This window comes from Sphingopyxis sp. GW821-FHT02C12, assembly GCF_059421785.1.
Map to the genome: position 1 here is coordinate 275436 of NZ_JBWKVQ010000002.1, position 23085 is coordinate 298520.

Genomic DNA, 23085 nt, shown 5'->3' on the forward strand with positions numbered 1-23085 from the left:
GCCGATGTTTTCGCGATAGATACAGGCCGCCCGAAATGCTCTAGTCTCGCGAGGAGCATTGGTTCGGGACGCGATATCATGGCCGGTGAGAAACCGAGATACAAAAGCTACAATAGCCCCGCTGGCGGCTGGGGCGCGGCGGCGGCGACCGCCAAGGTGCTGCTCGAGCAGAGCGTGGTGGGCAAGGGCTCGCGCGCCCTGTTGTCGATGAACCAGCCGGGCGGCTTCAAATGCCCCAGCTGCGCCTTTCCCGACGCGAGTTGCACCAAGACACTCGAGTTCTGCGAAAATGGCGCCAAGGCGCTGGCGCATGAGGCGACGAAGTTTCGCGTGACGCGCGAATTTTTCGCGGCGCACGGCGTGACCGCATTGATGGCGCAGTCGGACTATTGGCTCGAAATGCAGGGCCGGCTGACCGAACCGATGCGCTACGACGCCGCGACCGACCACTATGTGCCGGTCAGCTGGGACGATGCCTTCGCGTTGATCGGCACGCATTTGCGCGCGCTGGGGGATCCGAACGAGGCGGAGTTCTACACCTCGGGCCGCACCGCGAACGAGACCGCCTTCCTCTATTCGATCTTCGTGCGCGAGTATGGCACCAACAATTTCCCCGACTGTTCGAACATGTGCCACGAACCGACGAGCCGCGGGCTGCCGCATTCGATCGGGGTGGGGAAGGGCACGGTGATCCTCGACGATTTCGAGCATGCCGAGGCGATTTTCCTGATCGGCCACAACGCCGGAACCAACGCACCGCGGATGATGACCCCGCTGGTCGAGGCGAGGAAGCGCGGGGTGCCGATCGTCGCGGTCAATCCGATGCCCGAACGCGCGCTGATCAAATTCACCGAGCCGCAGGACATCGTCCAGATGGCGACCTTCGGTTCGACCGAGATCAGCAGCGAATTCGTCCATATCGCGATCGGCGGCGACCTCGCGCTGCTCAAGGGCATGATGAAGGTGCTGTTCGAGCGCGAAGCGGCGGGCAAAGCCGTGCTCGATCACGCGTTCATCGCCGAACATAGCACGGGGTATGAGGCGCTGCACGACGACATCATGGCGCAGGACTGGGCCGAAATCGTCGCGGTGTCGGGGGTCGATGAGGCGCAGATCCGGCGCTGCGCCGAAATCTACATCCGCTCGTCGGCGACGATCATCTGTTACGGCATGGGGATCACCCAGCATCAGGAGGGTTCGCGGCTGGTGCAACAGATCGCCAATTTGCTGTTGCTCAAGGGCAATTATGGCAAGCCGGGTGCGGGCATCTCACCGATCCGCGGCCATTCGAACGTCCAGGGCGACCGTACCGTCGGCATCGACGAGAAGCCGAGCCAGGCGTATCTCGACAAGGTGCGCGATGTGTTCGGGTTCGAACCGCCGCGCGCCGAAGGGCATCATAGTGTCGAATCGGTCGCGGCGATGCAGGCCGGAACCGCCAAGGTCTTCATCGGCATGGGCGGCAATTTTGTCCGCGCGGTCCCCGACACCGATCATGCTTATGCGGCGATGCGCAAGTTGAAGCTGACCGTCGGGATCGCGACCAAGCTCAATCGCGGGCATCTGGTGCATGGTCAGGATGCGCTGATCCTGCCGGTGGTCGCGCGTTCGGAACGCATCGAAACCGCGAAGGGCGAGCAGTTCGTGACGATCGAGGATTCGATGTCGAACGTCACCGCCTCGCGCGGGGTGCTCGACCCCGCGAGCGAGCATTTGCTGACCGAGACGGAGATCGTCTGCCGCATGGCGATGGCGACGCTGCCCGACAGCAAGGTCGATTGGGCACGCTATATCGACGATTATGACGCGATCCGCGACAAGATCGCCGCGGTCTATCCCGACATCTACGACGACTTTTCGGAGCGGATCAAAAATCCCGGCGGCTTCCACCTCGACATTCCGCCGCGTCGCCGGGTGTGGGCGACGCCGAACGGGAAGGCGAATTTCCTGATCCTGCCGGGGCTGCACGCTAACGACCCTGTCGTTGATCCGGCGATGCTGCGGCTCGCCACGGTGCGGTCGCACGACCAGTTCAACACCACGGTGTACAGCTATAACGACCGCTATCGCGGCGTGTATGGCGACCGGATGGTACTTTTCGTCAACGCCGAGGATCGCGAAGCGCGCGGCTTTGCGGCGGGAGCGAAGGTCGCGCTTGAAACGTTCAGCGACGATGGTGTCGTGCGGCGCGTCGAGGGGCTGACCCTGCTCGACTATCCGATGTCGCGCGGCGCGGTCGCGGGCTATTATCCCGAACTCAACCCGCTGTTGCCGCTCGCTTTCTACGACAAGATCAGCGGCTGCCCGGCGGCGAAATCGATCCCGGTGCGGATCGTGGCGGCGGAGGAATCGGCGGCGTGACGGCAAAGAGGGGTTTCGCGCCCGGGCGCCATATCGCGCCGGTCCGTTTCCTGACCTTCGCCGCCGTGCTGGTCGCCATTTCGGGCGGCGCGCTGGCATGGGGCTGCGATACGCGCACGGCGCTGCTGCTCGGTTTCGATGCCGCCGCGGCGGTCTTTCTCGTGTCGATCGTCTCGCTGCTGTCGGGCGATGCCGATGCGATGCGCCAGCGGTCCGAAGACAATGACGCGAACCGCGCGAGCCTGCTCGCCATTTCGGTTTTGCTGTCGCTGGTCGTCCTCTTTGCCGTGGGGGCGCTGATTGCCGATCCCGGCAGCCTTGGGCGCGGCGACGTCATCCTGATTATCGTCACGCTGGTGCTCGCCTGGCTGTTCGCGAACATGGTGTTCACGCTTCACTATGCGCATCTCTTCTACCTTCAGGCGAAGGGAAGCGACCGTGGCGGGCTCGAGGTGCCGGGGACGCACGAGCCGGATTATTGGGATTTCCTCTATTTCGCCTTCACCCTCGGCATGACCTTCCAGACCTCGGACGTCAGCGTCACCGGCGCGCATATGCGCCGCGTCGTGCTCGGCCATTGCATGGCGGCGTTTTTGTTCAACATGGGGATATTGGCTTTCACCGTGAACGCGCTCGGGGGCTTATAGGCTTGTCTCGCGGTCGAGGTCGGCGACACTGTTGATGTTCGGCGGGACAAAATCGCTGGCGACGGCGCGCGCGCCGATGCTGTTGCCGAAGCGGCGGACCGAGCGGTCGTCGCCCCCGATCAGCTGTTTTTCGAACGCGCCGCGTGCCGACACCGGCCAGAGGGAGATCACCGGCTGGCTCGCGAGATAGGCGGGGGCAGGGGTGAGCAACGCGCGCAGGTCGGCGGGCAGGCGGACGCAATCGACCGAGATGCAGAGCAATTGGTCGAAGCCGGCGGCCTCGGCATGGCGCAGCGCCCCCGCGATGCCGCCCATCGGCCCGAGGTCGGGCGCCGGCCAGTCGGCGATCATCGGCTGGCCCTCGATCGCGCGACCGACGACCACGACGGCATCGACATGCGGGCGCAGCGCCGCGAGCGCATGGTCGAGCAGGCTTTGCCCGGCGAGCAACGCGGCTGCCTTGTCCGACCCGAAGCGCGACGAGCGCCCGCCCGCGAGCACCGCGCCGAGCGTCTTCATCGGATCATCCCGTGCGGGTCGCCGACGATCAGCGCTGAATCCGCGCGCGCCAGCGTGACGAGCGTCAGTCCCGCCGCGACCGCGCGCTCGGCGGCAAGGCTGGTCGCCGCCGAGATGGTGACGAGCATCGGGCAACCGGCACGCACCGTCTTTTCGACCAGCTCATAACTGCAGCGCGCCGACAGCAGGATGAAACCGCCCCCCGGATCGATACCGTCCCGCGCGAGCGCACCGATCAATTTGTCGAGCGCGTTGTGGCGCCCGACATCCTCGCGGACGCGGAGGATGTCGCCGTTGGGGCTGCAAAAGGCGGCGGCATGCGCGGCGCCGGTGGCGCGGCCGAGCGGCTGATGGTCGGGCAAGGCCGCCAGCGCCGCCGCGATCGCCGCGCGATCGGTCGCGATCCGCGCCGCGTTCGCGGGCAGGGGGCGCAGCACCTCTTCGATATTCTCCATCCCGCACAGCCCGCAGCTGCTTTCGCTTACCCGCTTGCGCGCGCGTTCGAGTGCCTTTTCGGTCCGTTCGGGCGGTAGCCAGATACGCAGCGCGAAACCGCCTTCGACCGGATGGACGTCGATGCTGCGGATTTGCGCGGCGGTTTCGACCAATGCTTCGCCGAGTGCGAAGCCGATCGCATAATCTTCCAGGTCCGACGGCGTCGCCATCATCACGGCATAGCCGATGCCGCAAACCTCGACCGACACCGGCGCCTCGATTGGCAGGTCGCGCAGCGTCGCGGCGTCATCGGTTCCGGCGAAATCGAGCCGGCGCATCGTCAGGGAAAGGGTCTGCAACTGCGTCATGCGTCCGCAATAGGATGTTGCGGTCGGCGTGCAAGCACCGCGCACTTAGTCCTCAGCGGCCTCCGCGGGCAGGCCGTCCTGCATCGCGCGGTAGCGGGCGATCGATTTGTCCATGTGCCGCCGCGCCGCGCGGCGCGCCGCCGCCGGGTCGCCGGCCAGAATCGCGTCGTAGATCGCCTGATGGTCGCGGTTGATCGTGCGCGCATATTGCTGGTGCCGTTGCCGGTCGCTGCCCTGCAGATAGAGTTTGCGCGAGGGGACCAGGCGCACGCCGAGAAACTGGGTGAAGCGGAGAAAATAATCGTTGCGCGTCGCCGCGGCGATCGCGGCGTGAAAGGCGGCGTCGGCGACGACCGAGGCGTCGACGTCCTCGCTATTCTCCATCGCGTCGAGCGCGTCGCGGATCGCCGCAAGGTCGGCATCGGTGCGGCGGCGTGCGGCGAGGTCGGCCATTTCGGCCTCGAACCCCATGCGCATTTCGAGCAGGCGGAGCACATCCTCGATCTCGCTGAATTCGTCGGCGGCGATCTGGAAGGCGCGATAGCGCGCGCCGTCGGCGACATAGGCGCCCGATCCGCGGCGCGACACCAGCAGTCCCCGCGCGGCGAGGCGCGAATAGGCTTCGCGCACCACCGTGCGGCTGACCCCGAACGCCTCGGTGATCGCCTTTTCGGTCGGGAAGCGCGATCCGGCGGGCATGTCGCCCGACTCGATCTGTTCCTCGAAGCGCTGGACCAGATCGTCGGCCAGCGATGCCGCCTTGGTTACCCTCATGGGCGATAGCGTTATCATCGCGTCTTCGGGCTGGCTAGGGGCGGAAATCGGGGCGCTGGGCATCGACATATGCGGTCCAGGCGTCGCGCGTCGCAAAGTCGCCCCCGCCGTCCCACGCCGCGCCGCTGTAATAGGTAAAGGGTCGGCCCGGGGTAACGCGGACGAGGATCAGATAATTGTCGGCATCCTCGGCGAAGCCCGCGAAGGCGGCGGGATCGACGATGACGGCGGCGGCCATGCGGCCCTTGCCACCATCGCCTTCGCCATCGGCGGGTCCCCACCAGTTCATCCGCGCGGCCTTCGCGTCCTTGACGATCTCGCCAAGCTTGCCGCCGTTGATCGGGCGTTTGGAGATGCCGATGCCGACGATCATCTCGGCGTCGCTGCTCGACGCGATGGTCGAGGTCAGGCGGGTGAAGTTGGTCCCGGCGGGCAGGGTGAAGCGCCGCGTTTCGCTGACCGTGCGTTGCATGTCGACCGGCCACGGGTCATAATCGACGCGGAAGTCGGCGACATCGGGCCCGGCGCTGAGAATGTGCGGGCGGACATAGTTGCGCGAGGTCCACAGCTTGTTGTCGTACCAGATGCCGAGCCCGCCGACGCCGCGCCCGGTGCCGACGTTATAAAAATCGAGCCCCTCGCCATGATTGTCGTGCTGCTCGCCAGTGCGCAACTGGCGTTCCATGAAGGGCCAGCGGACAGTCTTGCCCCAGGCGTCGATACCCGAGGTCGAGGGCGGCTCGGCCCGTTCGAGCGCGCGGCCATAGATGCGAAACGCGGTGCGGTCATTTTCCCACAGCAAATCATCGTAGCGATAATCGGCGATGGCGACCGCGGCGCGCGCCTTTTGCTCCTCGGCCGTCGCGGGCCGCATGGGCTGCTTGTCCTGCGCCGCGACGGGTGCGCCAAGCAGCAAAAGACCGAGCAGGGCGCTGCGCATCACCAACTCCACATCGTCCCGTCCTCGAGCCGGTTCACCGGCAGATAGGCGCGGGCATAGGGGTGGGTCTCGGCACGTGCCTCGTCGATATCGACCCCCAGCCCCGGCGCCTCGCCCGGATGCATCAGCCCGTCGGTCAGGCTGTAGGCGTGGGGGAAGACGGCGTCGGTCTCATCGGTGTGCCTCATATATTCCTGGATGCCGAAATTGGGGATCGACAGTCCGAAATGCAGCGCCGCCGCCATCGTTACCGGCGACAGGTCGGTGGCGCCGTGGCAGCCGGTGCGGATTTGGTAAAGGTCGGCGAGCGCGGCAATCTGGCGCATATGGGTGATGCCGCCGGCGTGGAGCACGGTGGCGCGGATATAGTCGATCAGCCGGTTCTCGATCAGCCCCTTGCAATCCCAGACCGAGTTGAAGATTTCGCCCACGGCTAGCGGCGTCGTCGTGTGCTGTCGGATCAGGCGGAACGCCTCCTGATCCTCGGCCGGCGTCGCATCTTCGATCCAGAAGGGGCGGTAGGGCTCGAGGTCCTTGCCGAGCCGCGCCGCCTCGATCGGGGTCAGCCGGTGGTGAATGTCGTGGAGCAGGTGGACGTCCCAGCCCAGCGCCTCGCGCGCCGCGGCGAAGAGCTCGGGGACGACGCGCAGATATTTCTCGGTCGACCAGATGTTTTCGCTCGGCAGGTCGGCGTCGGCGGGTTCGTAGAAATAGCGGTCCTTGCTGACGCCATAGGTCGACGCCATGCCCGGCACCCCGCATTGCAGGCGGATCGCCCTGTACCCCTGGCGCTGGTAGTCGAGCGCCGCCTCGATCGTGTCGGCGATCGTCGTGCCATTGGCATGGCCATAGACCATACAGCCGCTGCGCGCCGCGCCGCCAAGCAATTGGTAGACGGGCAGTCCCGCGACCTTGCCCTTGATGTCCCACAGCGCCATGTCGACCGCGGCGATCGCGGTCATCGTCACCGGTCCGCGCCGCCAATAGGCGCCTTTATACAGATAGTTCCAGATGTCGCCGATCTGCTGCGCGTCGCGGCCGATCAGGCAGGGGACGACATGGTCGGCCAGGTAGCTCGCCACCGCCAGCTCGCGCCCGTTGAGCGTCGCGTCGCCGACGCCGGTGGTGCCGTCGTCGCATGTGATTTTCAACGTGACGAAATTGCGGCCCGGAGAGGTGACGATCACCCGGGCAGACACGATCTTCGGCATTCCATCCCCTTTGGCGCGATTCCGCGCTTGGCTCAGTTGTCAGACAACCTTATTGACATGTTTCCCGGAAAAGGAAAGATATTGTCACCGGTGTCAAGGGTAAAAGCCCGACTATGTTTCGAGGGAGGTGGATGTGGTTCGAAGCGTGTGGCTCGTCGGCACGAATATCGTCGCGCTTGGGCTGACGGTATGGCCGAGTCCGGGAGCGGCCCAACCCGCCGGTCCCGCCGTCATGGTCGAGGCGTCGCCTCAGATGCCGCGCGCATCGGCGATACTGACCGAAACGCGCCGGGTCGCCGACTGGCAACTCGCCAACCGCACCAACTGGGCGAAGATACCCGCCGGGCGCAAAAGCGTGCGCGAGCCGCGCGGCTGGGAACAGGCGACCTTCTGGGTCGCGCTCACCGAACTCGCGAACCGCGACCGGCGCTACGCGCAGCCGCTGCTCGACCTTGGCCGCGAACAGGCGTGGCGGCTCGGCGACCGGCCCTTCCACGCCGACGACCAACTGATCGGGCAGGCGTGGTTGTGGTCGGCGCGTCATGGCGCGGGCAAGGCGGCGATCGCGCCGGCGCGCGCCTATTTCGACCATGTCCTCGCTAACCCGCCGCCGATCGGGCTGGAATTCATCCCTCACGAACCGGGCAAGGGCACGTCGGACTGCACCGACCGCTGGTGCTGGTGCGACGCGATCTTCATGGCCCCGCCGACGCTGCTGCGGATGACCAAGGCGACCGGCGATCCGAGCTACGCCGATTTCGCGCACCGCGAGTTTCGGGCGACCACCGACTATCTCTATGACCCGACCGAGCAGCTCTATTTTCGCGACAGCCGCTTTTTCGACCAGCGCGACAGTGCCGGGCGCAAGCTGTTCTGGAGCCGCGGCAATGGCTGGGTGATGGCGGGACTGGTCCGGATGCTGCAGGCGATGGACCGCAAGGACCCGAAAAGACCGGCGTATGAAAAACAGTTCAAGGACATGGCGGCAAAGCTGCTGAGCCTGCAAAAGGTCGATGGCTATTGGTCGCCCTCGCTGCTCGACACCGACCCCGACACGCCGACCGAAACCAGCGGCACGGCCTTTTTCACCTATGCCTTCGCGTGGGGTGTCGACGCGGGGTTGCTCGATCGCAAAGCCTATGAGCCGGCGGCGATCCGCGGCTGGAACGCTGTCGTTCGCGCGGTGCAACCCGACGGCATGCTCGGCTGGGTGCAGCAGGTCGGGGACCGGCCCGACAGCGTCTCGGCGACCGAAACGCAATTCTATGGCAGCGGGGCCTTCTTGCTGGCGGGCTCGGCGATGTACGACCTGGCGCGCAAACGCGGGCGTTACTGACCCGCGGCGCCCGTGCGGGGCCGGATCACAACATCGATTGACTTAAGTTGTCCTACAACTATGGTGTCGATCCTATGATGGGGCACCATCCTCGATATGTGATCTGGCCGGCCCAGCACGACCTCCCGCTGGTTTCGGTCACAGCCGCCGCCGCGATGCCACTCGCGGCGGCGGTATTTTCTCCTCCCCGGATACTGGCATGATCGCGCGCCGTGCGTTGCTGCTGGGCCTGATGCTCGCCGGTCCGGTGGCGGTGCTGGCGCGGGGCAGGGGCCTGCCGCTCGATATCGCCGCGATCGAACGCGCGCGCGTGGTGCCGCAGGCGCTCGCGCTGCTCGATGCGGCGCCGCGCACGATCGCGGCGATCCCTGCGCCGCGCAGCCCGGCCGGGCGGCAGGATTATTATTCGGAGGGCGATTATTGGTGGCCCGACCCGGCGAACCCCGGCGGTCCCTATATCCGCCGCGACGGCCGGTCGAACCCCGACAAGTTCGACGGCCACCGCGACGCGCTGATCGCGTTCGGGCGCACCGTGCCGACGCTGGCGGCGGCGTGGCGGCTGACCGGCGACGCGCGCTTCGCGGCGGCGGCGATGCGCCACCTGGCGGCCTGGTTCGTCGATCCGGCGACGCGGATGAACCCGAAGCTGGACCACGCGCAGGCGATCATCGGGGTCAACAATGGCCGCGCGATCGGGGTGATCGACACGCTGCAGATCGTCGAGGTCGCGCGCGCCGCGCAGTTGTTCGTGCAGGCGGAGGCGCCCGGCTATGCCGCGATCCGCCCGGGTGTCGAAGGCTGGTTCGCGGCCTATCTCGACTGGCTCACCACGTCGCCCTTCGGCATCGAGGAGCGCGACGAAAGGAATAATCACGGAACCTGCTGGCTGTTGCAAGCCGCGTCCTTCGCGGCGCTGCTCGGCCGCAACGACGTGCTCGACGACGCGCGCACGCGGCTGAAGACCGTCATCATCCCGACCCAGATCGAGCCCGCCGGACGCCAGCCGCTCGAACTCGCGCGGACCAAGCCCTATGCCTATGCGCTGTTCAATCTCGACGTGCTCGCGGCGACCGCCTGGTTGCTGGGAGGCGAGGGCGACCTGATCGGGTGGCGGACCGACGACGGCCGCTCGATCGCGGGCGCGATCGGCTGGATGGCCCCCTATATCGCCGACAAGGCGGCGTGGCCGCTGCCGCCCGATGTCGAATATCCCGGCGGCTTTCCCGTGCGTCAGCCGAGCCTGTTGTTCGGCGGCCTCGCGCTGCGTCGCGACGACTGGCTGGCGCTATGGCGGCGACTCGATCCCGATCCATCGACCGGCGAGGTCGTGCGCAATTTCCCGGTGCGCCAGCCGCTGCTGTGGTTGCCCGACGCCATTATCGGTCGCTTCTCAGGGCGCTAACCGCACCAACGCCGCCCCAAAGGTTGTCATACAAGTTTTTTCTTGACAGGATTGCCTCAAGAATCGATCATGGCTGACACCGGTTACCAAGATCGGCGCACAAGAATTTGAAAATCAAAAAGTCGCCATTCCGCTATCGCGGGATCGAGCGGCCAGGGTGGGAGAGACGAGATGGCGATGCGCGGCACAAATTTTCTGGCGAAGCTGGCGGGCGGGGCATCGCTGGCGGTGCTCGCGATGGCACCCGCCTTTGCGCAGGACGCTGCTGTCGACGCGCCGCCCGAAGGCGAGATCGTCGTCAGCGGCATCCGCGCCTCGCTCGAACAGGCGGCCGACATCAAGCGCGAGGCCGACCAGGTCGTCGATGTCATCACCGCCGAGGATGTCGGAAAACTGCCCGACGCCAACGTCGCCGAGGCTTTGCAACGCGTCACCGGGGTCCAGATCACCCGCGTCTTCGGCGAAGGCCAGTCTGTCTCGGTCCGCGGGCTGCAGCAGGTACGCGTCGAGGTCGATGGCCGCACCCTGCTCGGCTGGTCGGCGCGCCTCTCGCCGCCCGAGAACGACCAGCTCGGCCGGTCGTCGGGGCTCGATTCGGTCCCGTCCAGCCTGTTCGGCCGCCTCGAAGTGCGCAAGTCGCCGCTCGCGAGCCAGGCCGAGGGTGGGCTCGGCGGCACCGTCAACCTCGTCACCCCGAAGCCCTTGAGCTTCAAGGAGCCGACCGTCTCGCTGCGCGTGCAGGGGGTCTATTCGGAGAATAGCGACAAGTTCGAACCTGCGATCACCGGCTTTGCGACGACCAAATTCGCCGACGGCCGCATTGGTATCATGCTGGCGGGCGAATATCAGAAGCGCACCTCGACCACCCAAACCTTCGAGCGCAACAATTTCCTCAACCGCAACTATACCGCGAACGGCGTCACCACCGTCCAGCAGACACCCGTGCTGCTGCAATATGAACAATTCACCGTCGACCGCTCGCGGCTCGGGCTCAACGGCGCGATTCAGTTCGAGGTGACCCCCGAATTCACGATCACCGCCGACGCGCTCTATTCGAAGCTGACGACGGGCCGGAAACAGGACTTCTTCGCGTTCCGCCTGCCGACCGGCACCAACCCGGTGACCAATGCGGTGGTCGAAAATGGCATGGTCGTCGCGGGCAATGCCAACGGCACCGTCACCACCGCCGGGCAGATCCGCAAGGAGCCGACCGAAAGCTTCCTCTATGGCCTCAACGGCAAATATGAGAATGACGGGCTGACGATCGAGGCCGACGGCTATTACAGCAAGGGCACGATCGACCAGACGATCCAGATCATCACGCTGCAAGGGACCGCGGCGGTCCCGGGCGCCTTCGATTTCCGTGACGTGACGATCCCGTCGCTGACGCTCGGCGGCACGTTCAACCCGACCAGCTATGCGTCGTACAACCCCGCGAACAACGGCGTGCGCAGCAACCGCCTGATCGGGCTGCTCGAGGAGTGGACCGGCAAGCTCGACGTCAGCTACGAAACCGCCGGCGGCGTCACCATCTCGGCGGGTGCGCGTTATACCGACCTGCATGCACGCTCGAATGCGTTCCGCAGCCAGGTCACCCCGACCCGCGCCGAACTCGAACCCTATCTGAACCTGGTCGACATGGGCCACTTCCTGTCCGACATCGGCGGGACCTTCCCGCGCAGCTTCCTCAGCACCGCACCGACCTTCGACTATGTCTTCACCCGCGCGCAGGCGGCCGAGCCCAATCCCAACGCCAACGGCCTGTCGACCCTGCTGCCCAATTTGCAGCGCGACTATGATTTCAGCGAACGCACGCTCGCGGCTTATCTGATGGTGTCGGGCGAGGGCGAGATCGTCGGCATCCCGTATAAGGCCAACGCCGGGGTGCGCATCGCGAGCACGCGACTGTCGGTCGACAGCTATGTCAATGTCGGCACCGTCAGCACGCTCGTCAACGACAAGAACCGCTATACCAATGTGCTGCCGAGCGCGAATATCGCGTTCAACGTCACCGACGATTTCCTCGTCCGCATGTCGGCGTCGCAGACGATGCAGCGCGCCTCGATCGCCGACCTTGCGCCATCGACCTTCTTCAACGCGACCAACCTGTCGGTGACCGGCGGCAACGTGAACCTCGAACCGCCGATTTCGACCCAGGCCGACATCAGCTTCGAATATTATACCGGCAAGAGTTCGCTGATCTCGGGCGCCTTCTTCTACAAGGATGTGAAGAATTTCATCGCCAGCTTCGTCACCACTGGCATCGATACCAACCTCGATCCGCAGGGGCGCGAACTGACCTTCTCGCGGCCCGAGAATCTGTCGAGCGCGCGGATCAAGGGTTTCGAAATCGGCATCCAGCAGTTCGCCGACTTCCTGCCCGCGCCGTTCGATGGCCTCGGCATCATCGCCAACTACACCTATTCGGACTCGGAGGATGCCGCGGGCTTCCCGCTCGTCGCGGTGTCGAAGAACAGCTACAACCTTGTCGGCCTGTTCGAAAAGGGTCCCTTCTCGGCGCGTGTCGCCTATAATTATCGCGACGAGGCGGTGTTCGAATTTTCCGAAGGGCGGCCGAGTTTCGTGGGCGCGCGCTCGCAGCTCGATGCGCAGGTCGGGTTCGACATCACCAGGAATTTCGCGCTGTCGCTGCAGGCGCAGAACTTGATGCCGCGGAAATCGGCGACGAGCGAGTATAGCAATTTCAACCCGACCGCGCTCAACAGCTATGCGCTGTCCGAGCGGCGCTACTCGGTCGGGTTGCGCGCCAAATTCTGAAGACGAGGACATGAAGTGATGAAGCCGCTCAACAGGGACAAGTGCGTCCTCGGCCTTGCCCTGTCGATCGCCGTGGGCACCGCGCTTCCCGCGCTCGCCCAGTCGTCGTCGCTGCCGAAGATCCTGTCCGATCGCGGAACGATGACGGCGACGCCGCTGCCCGATTATTCCTACGCCGGCTATGGCTTCGGCCTCGCGCCGATCCCCGACGATGCGGGCACGGTCGTGGACGTCACCGCCTATGGCGCGATCCCCGACGACGGGTATGACGACAGCAAGGCGGTGCTGCGCGCGCTCGATGCCGCCAATGCGGTCCAGGGCCGGGTGACCTTGCGTTTCCCCAAGGGGCGCACCCAGATCACCGAGGTGCTGCGCATCACCCGCAGCGATATCGTCCTCGACGGTGCGGGCGAAGGGGCGGGGGGCAGCGAGCTCTATTTTCCGCGCCCGCTCAAGATCATCGACAAGAGCCATGATTATGACGAGCTGCGCGAATATCTCGTCCGCGAGAAGAAGCAGCAGGTCGAACCCGAGCATAATATCGACTATCTGTTCACCGAATATAGCTGGGCCGGCGGGATGATCCTCGTCGCGCCCGAAAAGGCCCGGCCGGTCTCCTACGACGGCAACAAGGATGTGCGCGACGACAGGCTGGCGAATGGCGTGGCGGGCAAACAATTCGCGCGCGCGTTGCAGGTCGACGATGCCGCCAAGCTGCGCGTCGGCGACGTCGTCCAGCTGCAGTGGTTTTCGGTCGACGGACCCGACAGCAAGATATTGACGTCGCTCTATGGCGATACCGACCTGCCGATCGGTTCGCACCACTGGACATCGCCGAACCGGCCGGTGGTGGTGCAGTCGACGCGCGTCGCCGCGATCCACGGCAAGCGCGTGACGCTTGGCGATCCGTTGCTCCACGACGTGCGACCCGACCAGCCTGCGGTGATCGCCGCGTGGCGCCACCTCACCAACGTCGGCATCCAGAATTTGCGCCTGCAATTTCCCGAGGCGCCGTCGTTCGGTCACCATCTGGAGCAGGGATATAACGGCATCTACATGACCGGGGTGTTCGACGGCTGGATCCGCAACCTCGTCATCGACCGTTCGGACAGCGGCATTTTGACTGACAATGCGGCGAGCCTGACGATCTCCAATGTCACGACCACCGGCGACCGCCGCGCGCATTATTCGGTGCATGTCGGGGCGGTCCACAATGTGCTGGTCAAGGACCTCAAGGTCGAAAATCCGGTGATCCACCCGCTCAGCGTCAACACGCGCTCGACACGGTCGGTGTTCCTTCGGTCCGAGGTGATGCAGGATGCGATCATCGACCAGCATAGCGGGTCAAACCACCAGAATCTGTTCGACCAGATCGTCTTGCATATCGACCCGAAACAGGCGAAGGGCGAATGGGCCTATCAGCTGTGGGTCGGCGGCGGCGCGCCCTATTGGAAGCCCGGACACGGTCTGTACAACACGCTGTGGAACGCGCGGCTGGTGATGCCCGACACGGTGCCCGCCGACGCGACGGTGACGATCGCCAGCGGTCTCGAAGGACCGGGCGAGCGTATCGTCGGGCTGCACGCGAACCGCACAATCGCGATCAGCTACACCCCCGCGCCCTATATCGAGGCGACCGGGCAGGCGCTGGATGCGGTGCCGTCGCTCTATGACTGGCAGCTGGCGCGCCGGCGGCGCTAGGGTCGGCTACCCCGCCCAGACCTGCGCATAGAGCATCGCCATTTCGTCGGCATCGGGCACGCGCGGGTTGTTCGCGGGCGATCCCGACGCGGCCGCCTGCGCGCACATCGTCGGGACCAGCGCGTCCCAGCGCGCGGCGTCGATGCCCCATGCCGCCGGACCGGGCACCTCGAGCTCGCGGTTCAGCGCGGCGAGTTCGTCGAGCAGCCGCGCGACCGCCGACTGGTCGCCCTCGGCTTCGTCGGCGACGCCCATCGCCCGCGCGCAGTCGGCATAGCGATGCAGCGCCGCGGGCGCCGACCAGGCGGTGACCGCGGGCAGCAGCATCGCGTTCGACAGCCCGTGCGGGACATGGAAATGCGCGCCGATCGGGCGGCTCATCCCGTGGACCAGCGCGACCGAGCTGTTCGAAAAGGCGATGCCCGCCTGCGTCGCGCCGAGCATCATCGCCTCGCGCGCCGCCGCGTCGGTGGGGTCGGCGCAGACGCGGCGCAAATTCGGCGCCAGCGCGCGCATCGCGAGCAGCGCCATGCCGTCGCTGAACGGGTTGGCGCGCTTTGACACATAGGCCTCGATCGCATGGACGAGCGAGTCGATGCCGGTGTCGGCGGTCAGCCTTTTGGGCTTGGTGAAAGTCAGCTCATAATCGACGAGCGCGGCGATCGGCAGATAGGCGAGGCCGGGGCACAGCATCTTCTCGTCGGTCGCCTCCTCGGTGATGATCGTGAAGCGCGTCGCCTCCGACCCCGTGCCCGCAGTGGTCGGGATCGCGATGACCGGCAGGCCAGATTCGTCCTGAATGTGGGGCGCTTTATAGTCGGCCATCGCGCCGCCGTGCTTCGCGAGCAGGGCGATCGCCTTGGCGCTGTCGAGCGGGCTGCCGCCGCCGAAACCGACGACGCAGTCATGGTCGCCTTCGCGCAGGAAGGCCAAGCCCGCCTCGATCGAGGCGATGGTCGGGTCGGGCACGGTGTCGGCGAAGACACGCGCCGCGATGCCCGCGGCGGCCAGCCCGTCGTGCAATTCGGCAACGCGGCCGCTGCTTTGCAGGAAGGCGTCGGTGACGATCAGCGGGCGCGCGAGGCCCAGCGCCGTCAACACCTCGGGCAATTGCTTCGACGCGCCGCCGCCGATGCGCAGGATGCGGGGCAGGGCGATGCTGGCGATACTCAACTCATTGTCTCCTCGTCGAACGCGGCGTCACCCTAGCTTCATCGCGGCGCGGAGGAAATCGCCGACTGGTCAGTCGCCCGCGACGTCGATCTTGACACCGGTTACCTTGCGGCGTAGCAAGGCGGCCAATCACCAACATCTATCGCGAGGATGCCCCGATGTTTTCGAAGACCTATTATGCGACCCATCCCGTGATGATGGAGGAGGTGTCGAACGCGGAGCTTCGCGACCGTTACCTGATCCAGGACCTGTTCCGCACCGGCGAGTGCGTGCTCAACTACACCCACGCCGATCGCTTCGTGATCGGCGGGGTCGCCGTCGGCGCGGCCCCGGTCAAGCTGCCGGCGCAGACCGAGCCGCCGTCGGCGGCGGGTCATCCGTTCCTCGAACGCCGCGAGCTTGCGATCGTCAATGTCTCGTCGGTCGAAGGGACTGTCACGGTCGACGGCGAAAGCTTCACGCTCGGCAACAAGGATTGCCTCTATGTGACGATGGGCGCGACCGATGTCAGCTTCGCGGGCGAAGGCGCGCGTTACTATATGGCATCGTGCCCGGCGCATAAGGCCTTTACCACGCGCAAGCTGGGTATCGCCGATGCGAACAAGCTCGACCGCGGCAGCCTCGCCGAGTCGAACGAACGGTCGATCTACCAGCTCGTCATTCCAGGCGTCTGCGACAGCGCGCAGCTCGTCATGGGTCTGACCGTGCTCAACGAGGGCAGCGTCTGGAACACCATGCCGCCGCACATCCACGAGCGCCGCAGCGAGATCTATTTCTATTTCGAACTCGACAATGTCGACACCGACCGCGTGATGCACTTCATGGGCGAAGGCGAGGCGACCCGCCACATCGTGATGCAGAATGAGGAAGCGGTGATCTCGCCGCCCTGGTCGATCCATATGGGCGCGGGCACCAAATCCTATGCCTTCATCTGGGCAATGGCGGGCGAGAACCAGGACTATACCGACATGAACGTCCTCGACATCTGCCAGCTGTCGTAATGGCGGGTTTCTTCGATCTTTCGGGCAAGGTGGCGCTGGTGACCGGCGCCAACACCGGCATCGGGCAGGGGATCGCGCTCGCGCTCGCCGAGGCGGGGGCGAACATCGCCGCCGCGGGCCGCTCGCCCGCGACCGAGACGGTCGACAAGGTCGAGGCGCTCGGCCGCAAGGGTGAGAATTTCGCTGCCGACCTTTCGAGCGTTGCGGCGGTGCAGCCGCTCGTCGATGCGGTGCTCGGTGAGTTCGGGCGGATCGACATCCTCGTCAACAATGCCGGGATCATCCGCCGCGCCGACGCGGTCGATTTCACCGAGGAAGATTGGGACGCGGTGATGGACACCAATCTCAAGACCTTGTTCTTCCTTTGCCAGTCGGTCGGGCGCCACATGATCGGGCGCGGGTCGGGCAAGATCATCAACATCGCCTCGATGCTGACCTTTCAGGGCGGCATCCGGGTGCCGAGCTACACCGCGTCGAAATCGGGGGTCGGCGGCCTCACCAAGCTGCTCGCCAATGAATGGGCGGCGAAGGGCATTCAGGTCAATGCGATCGCGCCGGGCTATATCGCGACGAACAACACCGCGGCGCTGCAGGGCGACGAGACGCGCAACCGCCAGATCATGGAGCGTATCCCGGCGGGCCGCTGGGGTGATCCCAAGGATATCGGCGGGGCGGCGGTCTTTCTGGCCTCAAGCGCGTCGGATTATGTGCAGGGCCATATACTCGCGGTCGACGGCGGCTGGCTCGCGCGCTAGCATCGCGCATAGAACCGCAACAGGCGGCGAACGGAGTGGGGATGGCAGAGGGTAGACTCGTCTTTTTCGGCGAATTGCTGATCCGCCTGACCGCGCCGGGTAACGAGCTGCTGATGCAGTCCCCCGCGCTGTCGCTCCATGTCGGCGGCGCCGAGGCGAATGTCGCGATCGGCCTGTCGCATCTCGGCCATGATTGCGCGATGGTGAGCAAAATTCCTTCGAACGCTCTGGGTCGCGGAGCGGTGGCGGCGGTGCGCGGCGCAGGCGTCGATTGCACCGCCGTCACGCCATCGCCCGGGCGGATGGGGCTCTATTTCCTCAGTGTCGGGGCGGGGCTGCGCGCATCCGAGATCGTATACGACCGCGCGGGGTCGAGTTTTGCGGCGAGCGGGCCGCAAGATTATGACTTCGACGCATTGCTGACCGGCGCGCGTCTGCTCCACCTGTCGGGCATCACCCCCGCGCTCGGCCCGCGCTCGGCCGAAGCCGCGCTGGCGGCTGCACGCGCCGCCAAGCGGCTCGGCGTGCCGATCAGCTTCGACGGCAACTACCGCGCGATGCTGTGGGAGGCGTGGGACAGCGATCCGCGCGCGATCCTGTCCGAACTCATCGGGCTGACCGACATCTTGTTCGGCAACCATCGCGACCTGTCGCTCGTGCTTGGGCGCAATTTTTCCGGCGGGGGCGCGGACCGGCGGCGCGAAGCGGCGGACGCGGGCTTTGCCGCGTTCCCCGACCTCAAGCTGATCGCCTCGACCGCGCGACATACGGTGTCGGCCGATCATCACCGCATCGCGGCGCGGGTCGATCGGCGCGACAGCGCGCATCAGACCGACGAGATCGACGTCACCGGCATCGTCGACCGGATTGGCGCGGGCGATGCCTTTGCCGCCGGGGTGCTCCACGCGCATCTCGGCGGCGGTGATGCCAAAGCAATGGCCGACAGCGGCCTCGCGCTCACCTGCCTCAAACATAGCTTGCCCGGCGATGCGAGCCGCTTTAGCCAAGCGGATATCGACGCATTTCACGGGGGAGGGCTCGATGTCCGGCGCTGAGCCGTTTGGTCGTCGTTTGCTGCTGGGCGGAGCAGCAGGATTGGTCTTGCTGTCTTGTGCCGCGCCTTCATGGGCACAGCCGCCCAATGCGACCGTATCCGCAGCCGACGGCACCTATCGCAGCAAGCCGCGCAGCGAGAATGCGCCGCTGTGGGCGACTGCCTATCCCGGCATTCGTTACGCGCGCGCCGAACGGTTCCGCGCCCCGGTGCCGGTGACCACCGCCGAACAGCCTTTTGCCGATCAGGGGCAATATGGTCCCGCCTGCCCGCAAGCTGGCGACCGGTATCAGCCGCAATCCGAGGACTGCCTGTTTCTCAACGTTTGGACGCCGACGGCTGCAGCCAAAAAACCGCGCGCCGTGATGGTCTATTTCCACGGCGGCGCCTATTCGTCCGGCAGCGTGACCGACCCGCTCAACGATGGCGCGACGCTCGCGGCACAGGGCGACGTCGTGGTGGTGACGGTCAACCACCGGCTGAACGCGCTCGGTTACCTCTATCTGCCCGACCGCTTTCCCGACAGCGGCAACGCCGGACAGCTCGACCTGATCCTCGCGCTCAAATGGGTGCAGCGCAATATCGCAGCCTTTGGCGGCAATCCGGCCAATGTCACCGTCTTCGGCCAGTCGGGCGGCGGCGCCAAGATCGCGACCTTGATGGCGATGCCCGAAGCGGCGGGGCTGTTCCACAAGGCGATCACCATGAGCGGGCAGCAGGTGACCGCCTCGGGACCGCTCAATGCGGCCAAACGCGCGGCGGCGTTCCTCGACAAATTGGGGCAGGGCATCGATCCCGCGACCGCGCCGGTCGAACAGCTCGTCGCGGCGCTGTCGGCGACCGACCCGATCATCGGCGGCGGGGTCTATATGGGGCCGGTGCTCGACATGAAGCATCTGACGCGCCATCCTTTCTGGCCCGATCCCGCGCCGCAGTCGCTGGGCATCCCGATGATGCTCGGCAATACGGTGATGGAAACGCGCGCCTTTTTCGCCGCCGACGGCAAGCAGCTTTCGGGGCTGAGCTTCGACAATCTTGCGGCACGCATCGGCCCCGAAATGCGCGTCGACATCGATCCGGTGTGGGTCGTCGCGCAGTTCCGCGCGCATTATCCCGGCGCCCAGCCGCTCGAGCTCTTCCACCGCATCGTCACCGCCGCGCGCAGTTGGCGCGGGCAGGTCGAGGAGGCTGAGGCCCGCGCGCGCGCCGGCGCGCCGGCCTTCGTCTATCAGCTCGACTATATGGAGGCGAAGCACGCCGACGACATCGCCCTCGTCTTCGGAACCGGACCCGACCAGTCGACGTGCAAACATCAGGTGAGCGCGGCGATGATGACCGCCTTCACGCGCTTCGCGAAAACGGGCAATCCGGGCTGGGCGGCTTATGACCTCAAGAAACGCCGCACGATGATCTTCGACGCCGGTCCCCGCGTCGAGGACAATCCGCGCGCGTGGGAGCGCGAGCTGTTCGCGCGAGTGCCGTACATCCAACCCGGTTCGTAATCATCCGTCATTGCGAGGAGCCGAAGGCGACGCGGCAATCCAGAGTCGCGTAGGCTGCGCTGAATTGGTTGGTCTGCGGCTGCCTTCAGCCCGCTCCGCTCGCAATGACGAAGGTTTAGACAATCTTTCGCGCTGCCAACCAGTTCCAGAACAATTCGGGCCAGACCGCCACGGGAAGCCCTGCGGTCTTCATCAGCCCGAAGCCATGCCCGCCTTCGGCGAAATAATGCGCCTCGCAAGAAACACCGATCTCCCGCGCCGCGTCGTGGAGGCGCAGGCTGTTCCCCGCCTGTACGACATCGTCGTCCTCGGCATGGAGCAGGAACAACGGCGGCATGTCGCCGCGGACCTGCCGCTCGGGCGAGTAGAGCGCCGCGCGCGTCGGGTCGGGGGCGGGGCCAAGCAATTTTTCTCGGCTGACGGCGTGGGCAATCGCGGGATCCATCGACACCACCGGGTAAAAGGCGGCGAGGGTGTCGGGGCGCGCCGACAGCGTGTCGGCGGCATCGAGGGGCGCATAGACCTTGGCATCGAAACGCGTCAGCAGGCTGGTCGCGACATGGCCACCCGCCGAAAAACCGCCGAAGGCGACGCGCGCCGGGTCGATGCCGTCGGCCTTCGCCCGGCTGCGCACCAGCCGCACCGCGCGCTGCGCATCGGCGAGCGGGACGTTCGAGCGGTCGGCCCAGCCGTCACCGGGCAGGCGGTAGAAGAGGACATAGACGGTGACCCCGCGATCGCGGAGCCAGCGCGCGAGCTCATAGCCCTCCTTGTCGACCACGACATAGCGATAGCCGCCGCCGGGGGCGAGAATCACCGCCGCGCCACTGGGCTTTTCGGGGCGGAAGATGTCGAGGCGCGGGCGGGTGATGCCCTGCAGCATCCGGTCGCTGGCGTTCGGGTCGTCGCTGCGCTGGACCACGCTTTCGACCAGGCCCGCCGGCACTGCCAGATGATCCTCGGGCCACAGTGCGATACTGTCGTCGGGCGCGAGGCCGGCCGGGCGCGTCCAGGCGCTTTTCGCACTGGCATTTCCCGCGGCGATCAGCGGCAGCGTCAGCCCGGCGGCGAGCAGGAGGCGGCGACCGAACCGCATCGCTTACTCGGCGACCTTGTTGGGATAAGCGATGATCAGCACCAAGGGTTCCTCTCCGGTCTGGCGGATGCCGACCTTCGCGCCCTTGTAAAGCCAGGCGGCGGTGCCGGCCTTGAGGTCCTTCTCCTCGCCGTCCGAATGGACGATGCCGGTCCCCGACAGGACATAATAGATTTCGTCATGGTCGATCGGATGGACACCGATCGCGGCGCCGACGTGCAGCGCGCGTTTGCGGAATTCGAAGCTGCGCGGCGCGGGGACGGCATCGCTGATCCGGTACGCCGTCGACATCCCGATCGCGCCGTGCGGCGGCGCTTCCTCGCGTAGCGTCGCGGCCTCGTCGATCACGACCATCGCGGGCGCCGCGCCGCCGGCGAGCAGCAGGGCGAGCAGCGCGCTCATTTCACGCCGCCGCGCGAGTCGAGGTCGCGCGCCGACAGATGCTCCTGTGGCATCGGCGCGGTCTGTGCGGGATAGAAGAGGCCCCAACGCGGTTCCATCGTCGCCAGGTCCCAGTCGCCCTCGACGAAGGGCGCTCGGATCGCTTCCTTGACCTTGGGATAGCCGCTGACCTCCTTCTCGTCGTCGATCACCTCGCCACGGCCCTCGGCGACGAAGAACAGCACGCGGATTTCCTCGGCATCGCGCGCCCAGGGACGCGCCCCCGCCGTCGCGAGCAGCGAGGTTTCGACGTCGCGGACCGGCAGGATTCTGTATCCCGCGATCGGCGCGAGCGGCGCCTTGGCGCGGATCAGTTGCGCGCGCGTTTCGCCATAGCGGCCAACCTCGGGTAGCGGCTCGCCATGGCGGTCGACCGCCAGATTGTCCTTGCCGTAAAATTCGAGGTCGCCGTCGCCGCCGAGCATCAGGAAGGGCAGGTTCGGATCGGTGTCGTTGCCGCCGCGCATGACGTTGGCGATCGCGGTGATCTGGCCCGTCACATAGGGATGGCCGACCCATTCGAGGTTCATCAGATTATAGTGCACCGCGCGGTGTTGCGGATTGTAGATCAGGTTGTTGATCATCAGCGCCTGCGCGCCGCCCTTGATCAGCGGATTGCGCTCGACATTATGCGCCCAGACATTGCGGTAAAAGACGATGCCTGTCGCATTGTCGTGGATCAGCGACCCCTTGCTGTGCTCGCCCTTGGGGTGGCTCGCGTCGGCAAGGCCCTCGGCGGCGAGATTGTTCGAAAAAGTGATGTTGTGGCTGGTGCCCTGGCGCCATTCGTCGACCGTCTTGCCGGTGAAGCGCGGACCCGAGGCCGACATATTCTCGTCGATCGCCCACAGGAAGGTGCAATGGTCGACGATCACATTGGCGGCGGCGACGGTCGAAAAGGCGTCGGCCTCCCACCCGCTGCGCTTCGGTTGGCCGTCGACCCCGGTATAGACGCGCAGGTGACGAAAGATCACATCGTGCGTCTTCACGTCGATGCCGATGCGAATCAGCGTGATGCCGGGACCCGGCGCGGTCTGGCCGGCGATGGTGAGGAAGGGGTGCTTCACCTCGATCGTCGTGCGCCCCATGTCGATCACGCCGCCGACCTCGAACACGACGATGCGCGGTCCGGGGGTCTCGATCGCCGCTTTCAGCGAGCCGGGGCCGTCGGGCGCGAGCGTCGTCACGCGCAGGATCTGGCCACCGCGCCCGCCGGCCGTCTGCGCCGCCGGACCCACCGCGCCGGGAAAGGCGAGGGGCGACGAATCGGCGGCGGTGGCGGGGTGTGCGACGATGGTCGGCGTCAGCAAAAGCGCTGCCAACCAGAGCTTTTTCAGCATCCTGCCTCTCCTTCTCATTGGGGTATTGACACAATGGTCACATTCCTTCAATCTTCCTGACACCGGTTACCCCAACCGGTCAACGAGAAAATATTGTCGGGGAGAGGCCAATGGATGGCCCGTCGCGAAATCGCGACGGCATTGCGCTACTCTCTTAAATTTCTGGACAAAGGATCGGGGCGATCAACTTTGTCGCGTAAAGTAACCGGTGTCATTCATGCCTGAAGCGCTGGATGGACTGGCAAAAGGGA

19 protein-coding genes are annotated in these 23085 nt (G+C 66.0%); 10 read left to right on the forward strand and 9 right to left on the reverse strand.

Translation table 11 applies throughout. The features are described from left to right. Nucleotides 1-78: 78 nt before the first annotated feature. Nucleotides 79-2361, forward strand: a complete 2283-nt coding sequence (locus tag AC07U1_RS16530; RefSeq protein WP_495178266.1) for an FdhF/YdeP family oxidoreductase — start codon at nucleotides 79-81, stop codon at nucleotides 2359-2361. Continuing rightward, on the forward strand, nucleotides 2358-3008 hold the full coding sequence (locus AC07U1_RS16535) for a DUF1345 domain-containing protein (RefSeq protein ID WP_187139345.1): 651 nt from the start codon (nucleotides 2358-2360) through the stop codon (nucleotides 3006-3008). The genes AC07U1_RS16530 and AC07U1_RS16535 overlap by 4 nt, the downstream gene beginning before the upstream one ends. On the opposite strand, the gene AC07U1_RS16540 is transcribed toward AC07U1_RS16535, so the two are convergent. The 5 genes from AC07U1_RS16540 to manD are packed head-to-tail and all read right to left on the reverse strand — an operon-like array spanning nucleotide 3003 to nucleotide 7255. Then, nucleotides 3003-3527, reverse strand: coding sequence for a molybdenum cofactor guanylyltransferase (locus AC07U1_RS16540; protein ID WP_056349285.1), 525 nt, complete (start codon nucleotides 3525-3527; stop codon nucleotides 3003-3005). The genes AC07U1_RS16535 and AC07U1_RS16540 overlap by 6 nt on opposite strands. After that, nucleotides 3524-4330 (reverse strand): formate dehydrogenase accessory sulfurtransferase FdhD, encoded by an 807-nt coding sequence (gene fdhD, locus AC07U1_RS16545; RefSeq protein WP_495178265.1) that lies wholly within the window; start codon nucleotides 4328-4330, stop codon nucleotides 3524-3526. Before fdhD ends, AC07U1_RS16540 begins: the two co-directional genes overlap by 4 nt. A gap of 45 nt (nucleotides 4331-4375) precedes the next feature. Next, nucleotides 4376-5104 carry a FadR/GntR family transcriptional regulator gene (locus AC07U1_RS16550; protein ID WP_495178264.1) on the reverse strand — a complete coding sequence of 243 codons (729 nt, stop codon included), beginning with the start codon at nucleotides 5102-5104 and terminating at the stop codon, nucleotides 4376-4378. Between the two features lie 34 nt (nucleotides 5105-5138). Beyond that, nucleotides 5139-6044 (reverse strand): DUF4861 family protein, encoded by a 906-nt coding sequence (locus AC07U1_RS16555; RefSeq protein WP_495178263.1) that lies wholly within the window; start codon nucleotides 6042-6044, stop codon nucleotides 5139-5141. Continuing rightward, nucleotides 6044-7255 carry a D-mannonate dehydratase ManD gene (gene manD / locus AC07U1_RS16560; RefSeq protein WP_495178262.1) on the reverse strand — a complete coding sequence of 404 codons (1212 nt, stop codon included), beginning with the start codon at nucleotides 7253-7255 and terminating at the stop codon, nucleotides 6044-6046. Before manD ends, AC07U1_RS16555 begins: the two co-directional genes overlap by 1 nt. Nucleotides 7256-7388: 133 nt before the next feature. Between manD and AC07U1_RS16565 the strand changes: the two genes are divergently transcribed. From AC07U1_RS16565 to AC07U1_RS16580, 4 genes are all read left to right on the forward strand, one after another. After that, nucleotides 7389-8591 carry a glycoside hydrolase family 88/105 protein gene (locus AC07U1_RS16565; RefSeq protein ID WP_495178261.1) on the forward strand — a complete coding sequence of 401 codons (1203 nt, stop codon included), beginning with the start codon at nucleotides 7389-7391 and terminating at the stop codon, nucleotides 8589-8591. 199 nt (nucleotides 8592-8790) lie between these two features. Next, on the forward strand, nucleotides 8791-9993 hold the full coding sequence (locus AC07U1_RS16570) for an alginate lyase family protein (protein WP_495178260.1): 1203 nt from the start codon (nucleotides 8791-8793) through the stop codon (nucleotides 9991-9993). Between the two features lie 177 nt (nucleotides 9994-10170). Further along, nucleotides 10171-12771, forward strand: coding sequence for a TonB-dependent receptor (locus AC07U1_RS16575; protein WP_495178259.1), 2601 nt, complete (start codon nucleotides 10171-10173; stop codon nucleotides 12769-12771). 18 nt (nucleotides 12772-12789) lie between these two features. Beyond that, the gene (locus AC07U1_RS16580) at nucleotides 12790-14472 is read left to right on the forward strand and encodes a hypothetical protein (protein ID WP_495178258.1); all 1683 of its coding nucleotides are present in this window, start codon (nucleotides 12790-12792) and stop codon (nucleotides 14470-14472) included. Nucleotides 14473-14478: 6 nt separating this feature from the next. Here AC07U1_RS16580 and AC07U1_RS16585 read toward each other — a convergent pair whose 3' ends face one another. Further along, on the reverse strand, nucleotides 14479-15645 hold the full coding sequence (locus AC07U1_RS16585) for an iron-containing alcohol dehydrogenase (protein WP_495178257.1): 1167 nt from the start codon (nucleotides 15643-15645) through the stop codon (nucleotides 14479-14481). 158 nt (nucleotides 15646-15803) lie between these two features. Between AC07U1_RS16585 and kduI the strand changes: the two genes are divergently transcribed. From kduI to AC07U1_RS16605, 4 genes are read left to right on the forward strand one after another with little or no spacing between them, the layout of a single operon-like run. Continuing rightward, nucleotides 15804-16646 carry a 5-dehydro-4-deoxy-D-glucuronate isomerase gene (kduI, locus tag AC07U1_RS16590; protein WP_495178256.1) on the forward strand — a complete coding sequence of 281 codons (843 nt, stop codon included), beginning with the start codon at nucleotides 15804-15806 and terminating at the stop codon, nucleotides 16644-16646. Beyond that, entirely contained in the window at nucleotides 16646-17401 is a 756-nt protein-coding gene (gene kduD, locus AC07U1_RS16595) for a 2-dehydro-3-deoxy-D-gluconate 5-dehydrogenase KduD (RefSeq protein WP_495178255.1), read from the forward strand. Before kduI ends, kduD begins: the two co-directional genes overlap by 1 nt. Before the next feature lie 41 nt (nucleotides 17402-17442). Further along, the gene (locus AC07U1_RS16600; protein WP_495178254.1) at nucleotides 17443-18456 is read left to right on the forward strand and encodes a sugar kinase; all 1014 of its coding nucleotides are present in this window, start codon (nucleotides 17443-17445) and stop codon (nucleotides 18454-18456) included. Then, nucleotides 18443-19957, forward strand: coding sequence for a carboxylesterase/lipase family protein (locus AC07U1_RS16605; RefSeq protein WP_495178253.1), 1515 nt, complete (start codon nucleotides 18443-18445; stop codon nucleotides 19955-19957). The genes AC07U1_RS16600 and AC07U1_RS16605 overlap by 14 nt, the downstream gene beginning before the upstream one ends. 115 nt (nucleotides 19958-20072) lie before the next feature. Here AC07U1_RS16605 and AC07U1_RS16610 read toward each other — a convergent pair whose 3' ends face one another. Genes AC07U1_RS16610 through AC07U1_RS16620 form a run of 3 tightly spaced genes read right to left on the reverse strand, consistent with a single transcriptional unit; the run spans nucleotide 20073 to nucleotide 22834 of the window. Then, nucleotides 20073-21053, reverse strand: a complete 981-nt coding sequence (locus AC07U1_RS16610; RefSeq protein WP_495178252.1) for an alpha/beta hydrolase — start codon at nucleotides 21051-21053, stop codon at nucleotides 20073-20075. Nucleotides 21054-21056: 3 nt separating this feature from the next. Beyond that, nucleotides 21057-21455: a cupin domain-containing protein gene (locus tag AC07U1_RS16615; RefSeq protein ID WP_495178251.1), complete on the reverse strand. Its 399-nt coding sequence runs from the start codon at nucleotides 21453-21455 to the stop codon at nucleotides 21057-21059. Beyond that, a complete protein-coding gene (locus AC07U1_RS16620; RefSeq protein ID WP_495178250.1) occupies nucleotides 21452-22834 on the reverse strand; it encodes a pectate lyase family protein in 1383 nt (460 codons plus the stop codon). Before AC07U1_RS16620 ends, AC07U1_RS16615 begins: the two co-directional genes overlap by 4 nt. Nucleotides 22835-23085 lie beyond the last annotated feature (251 nt).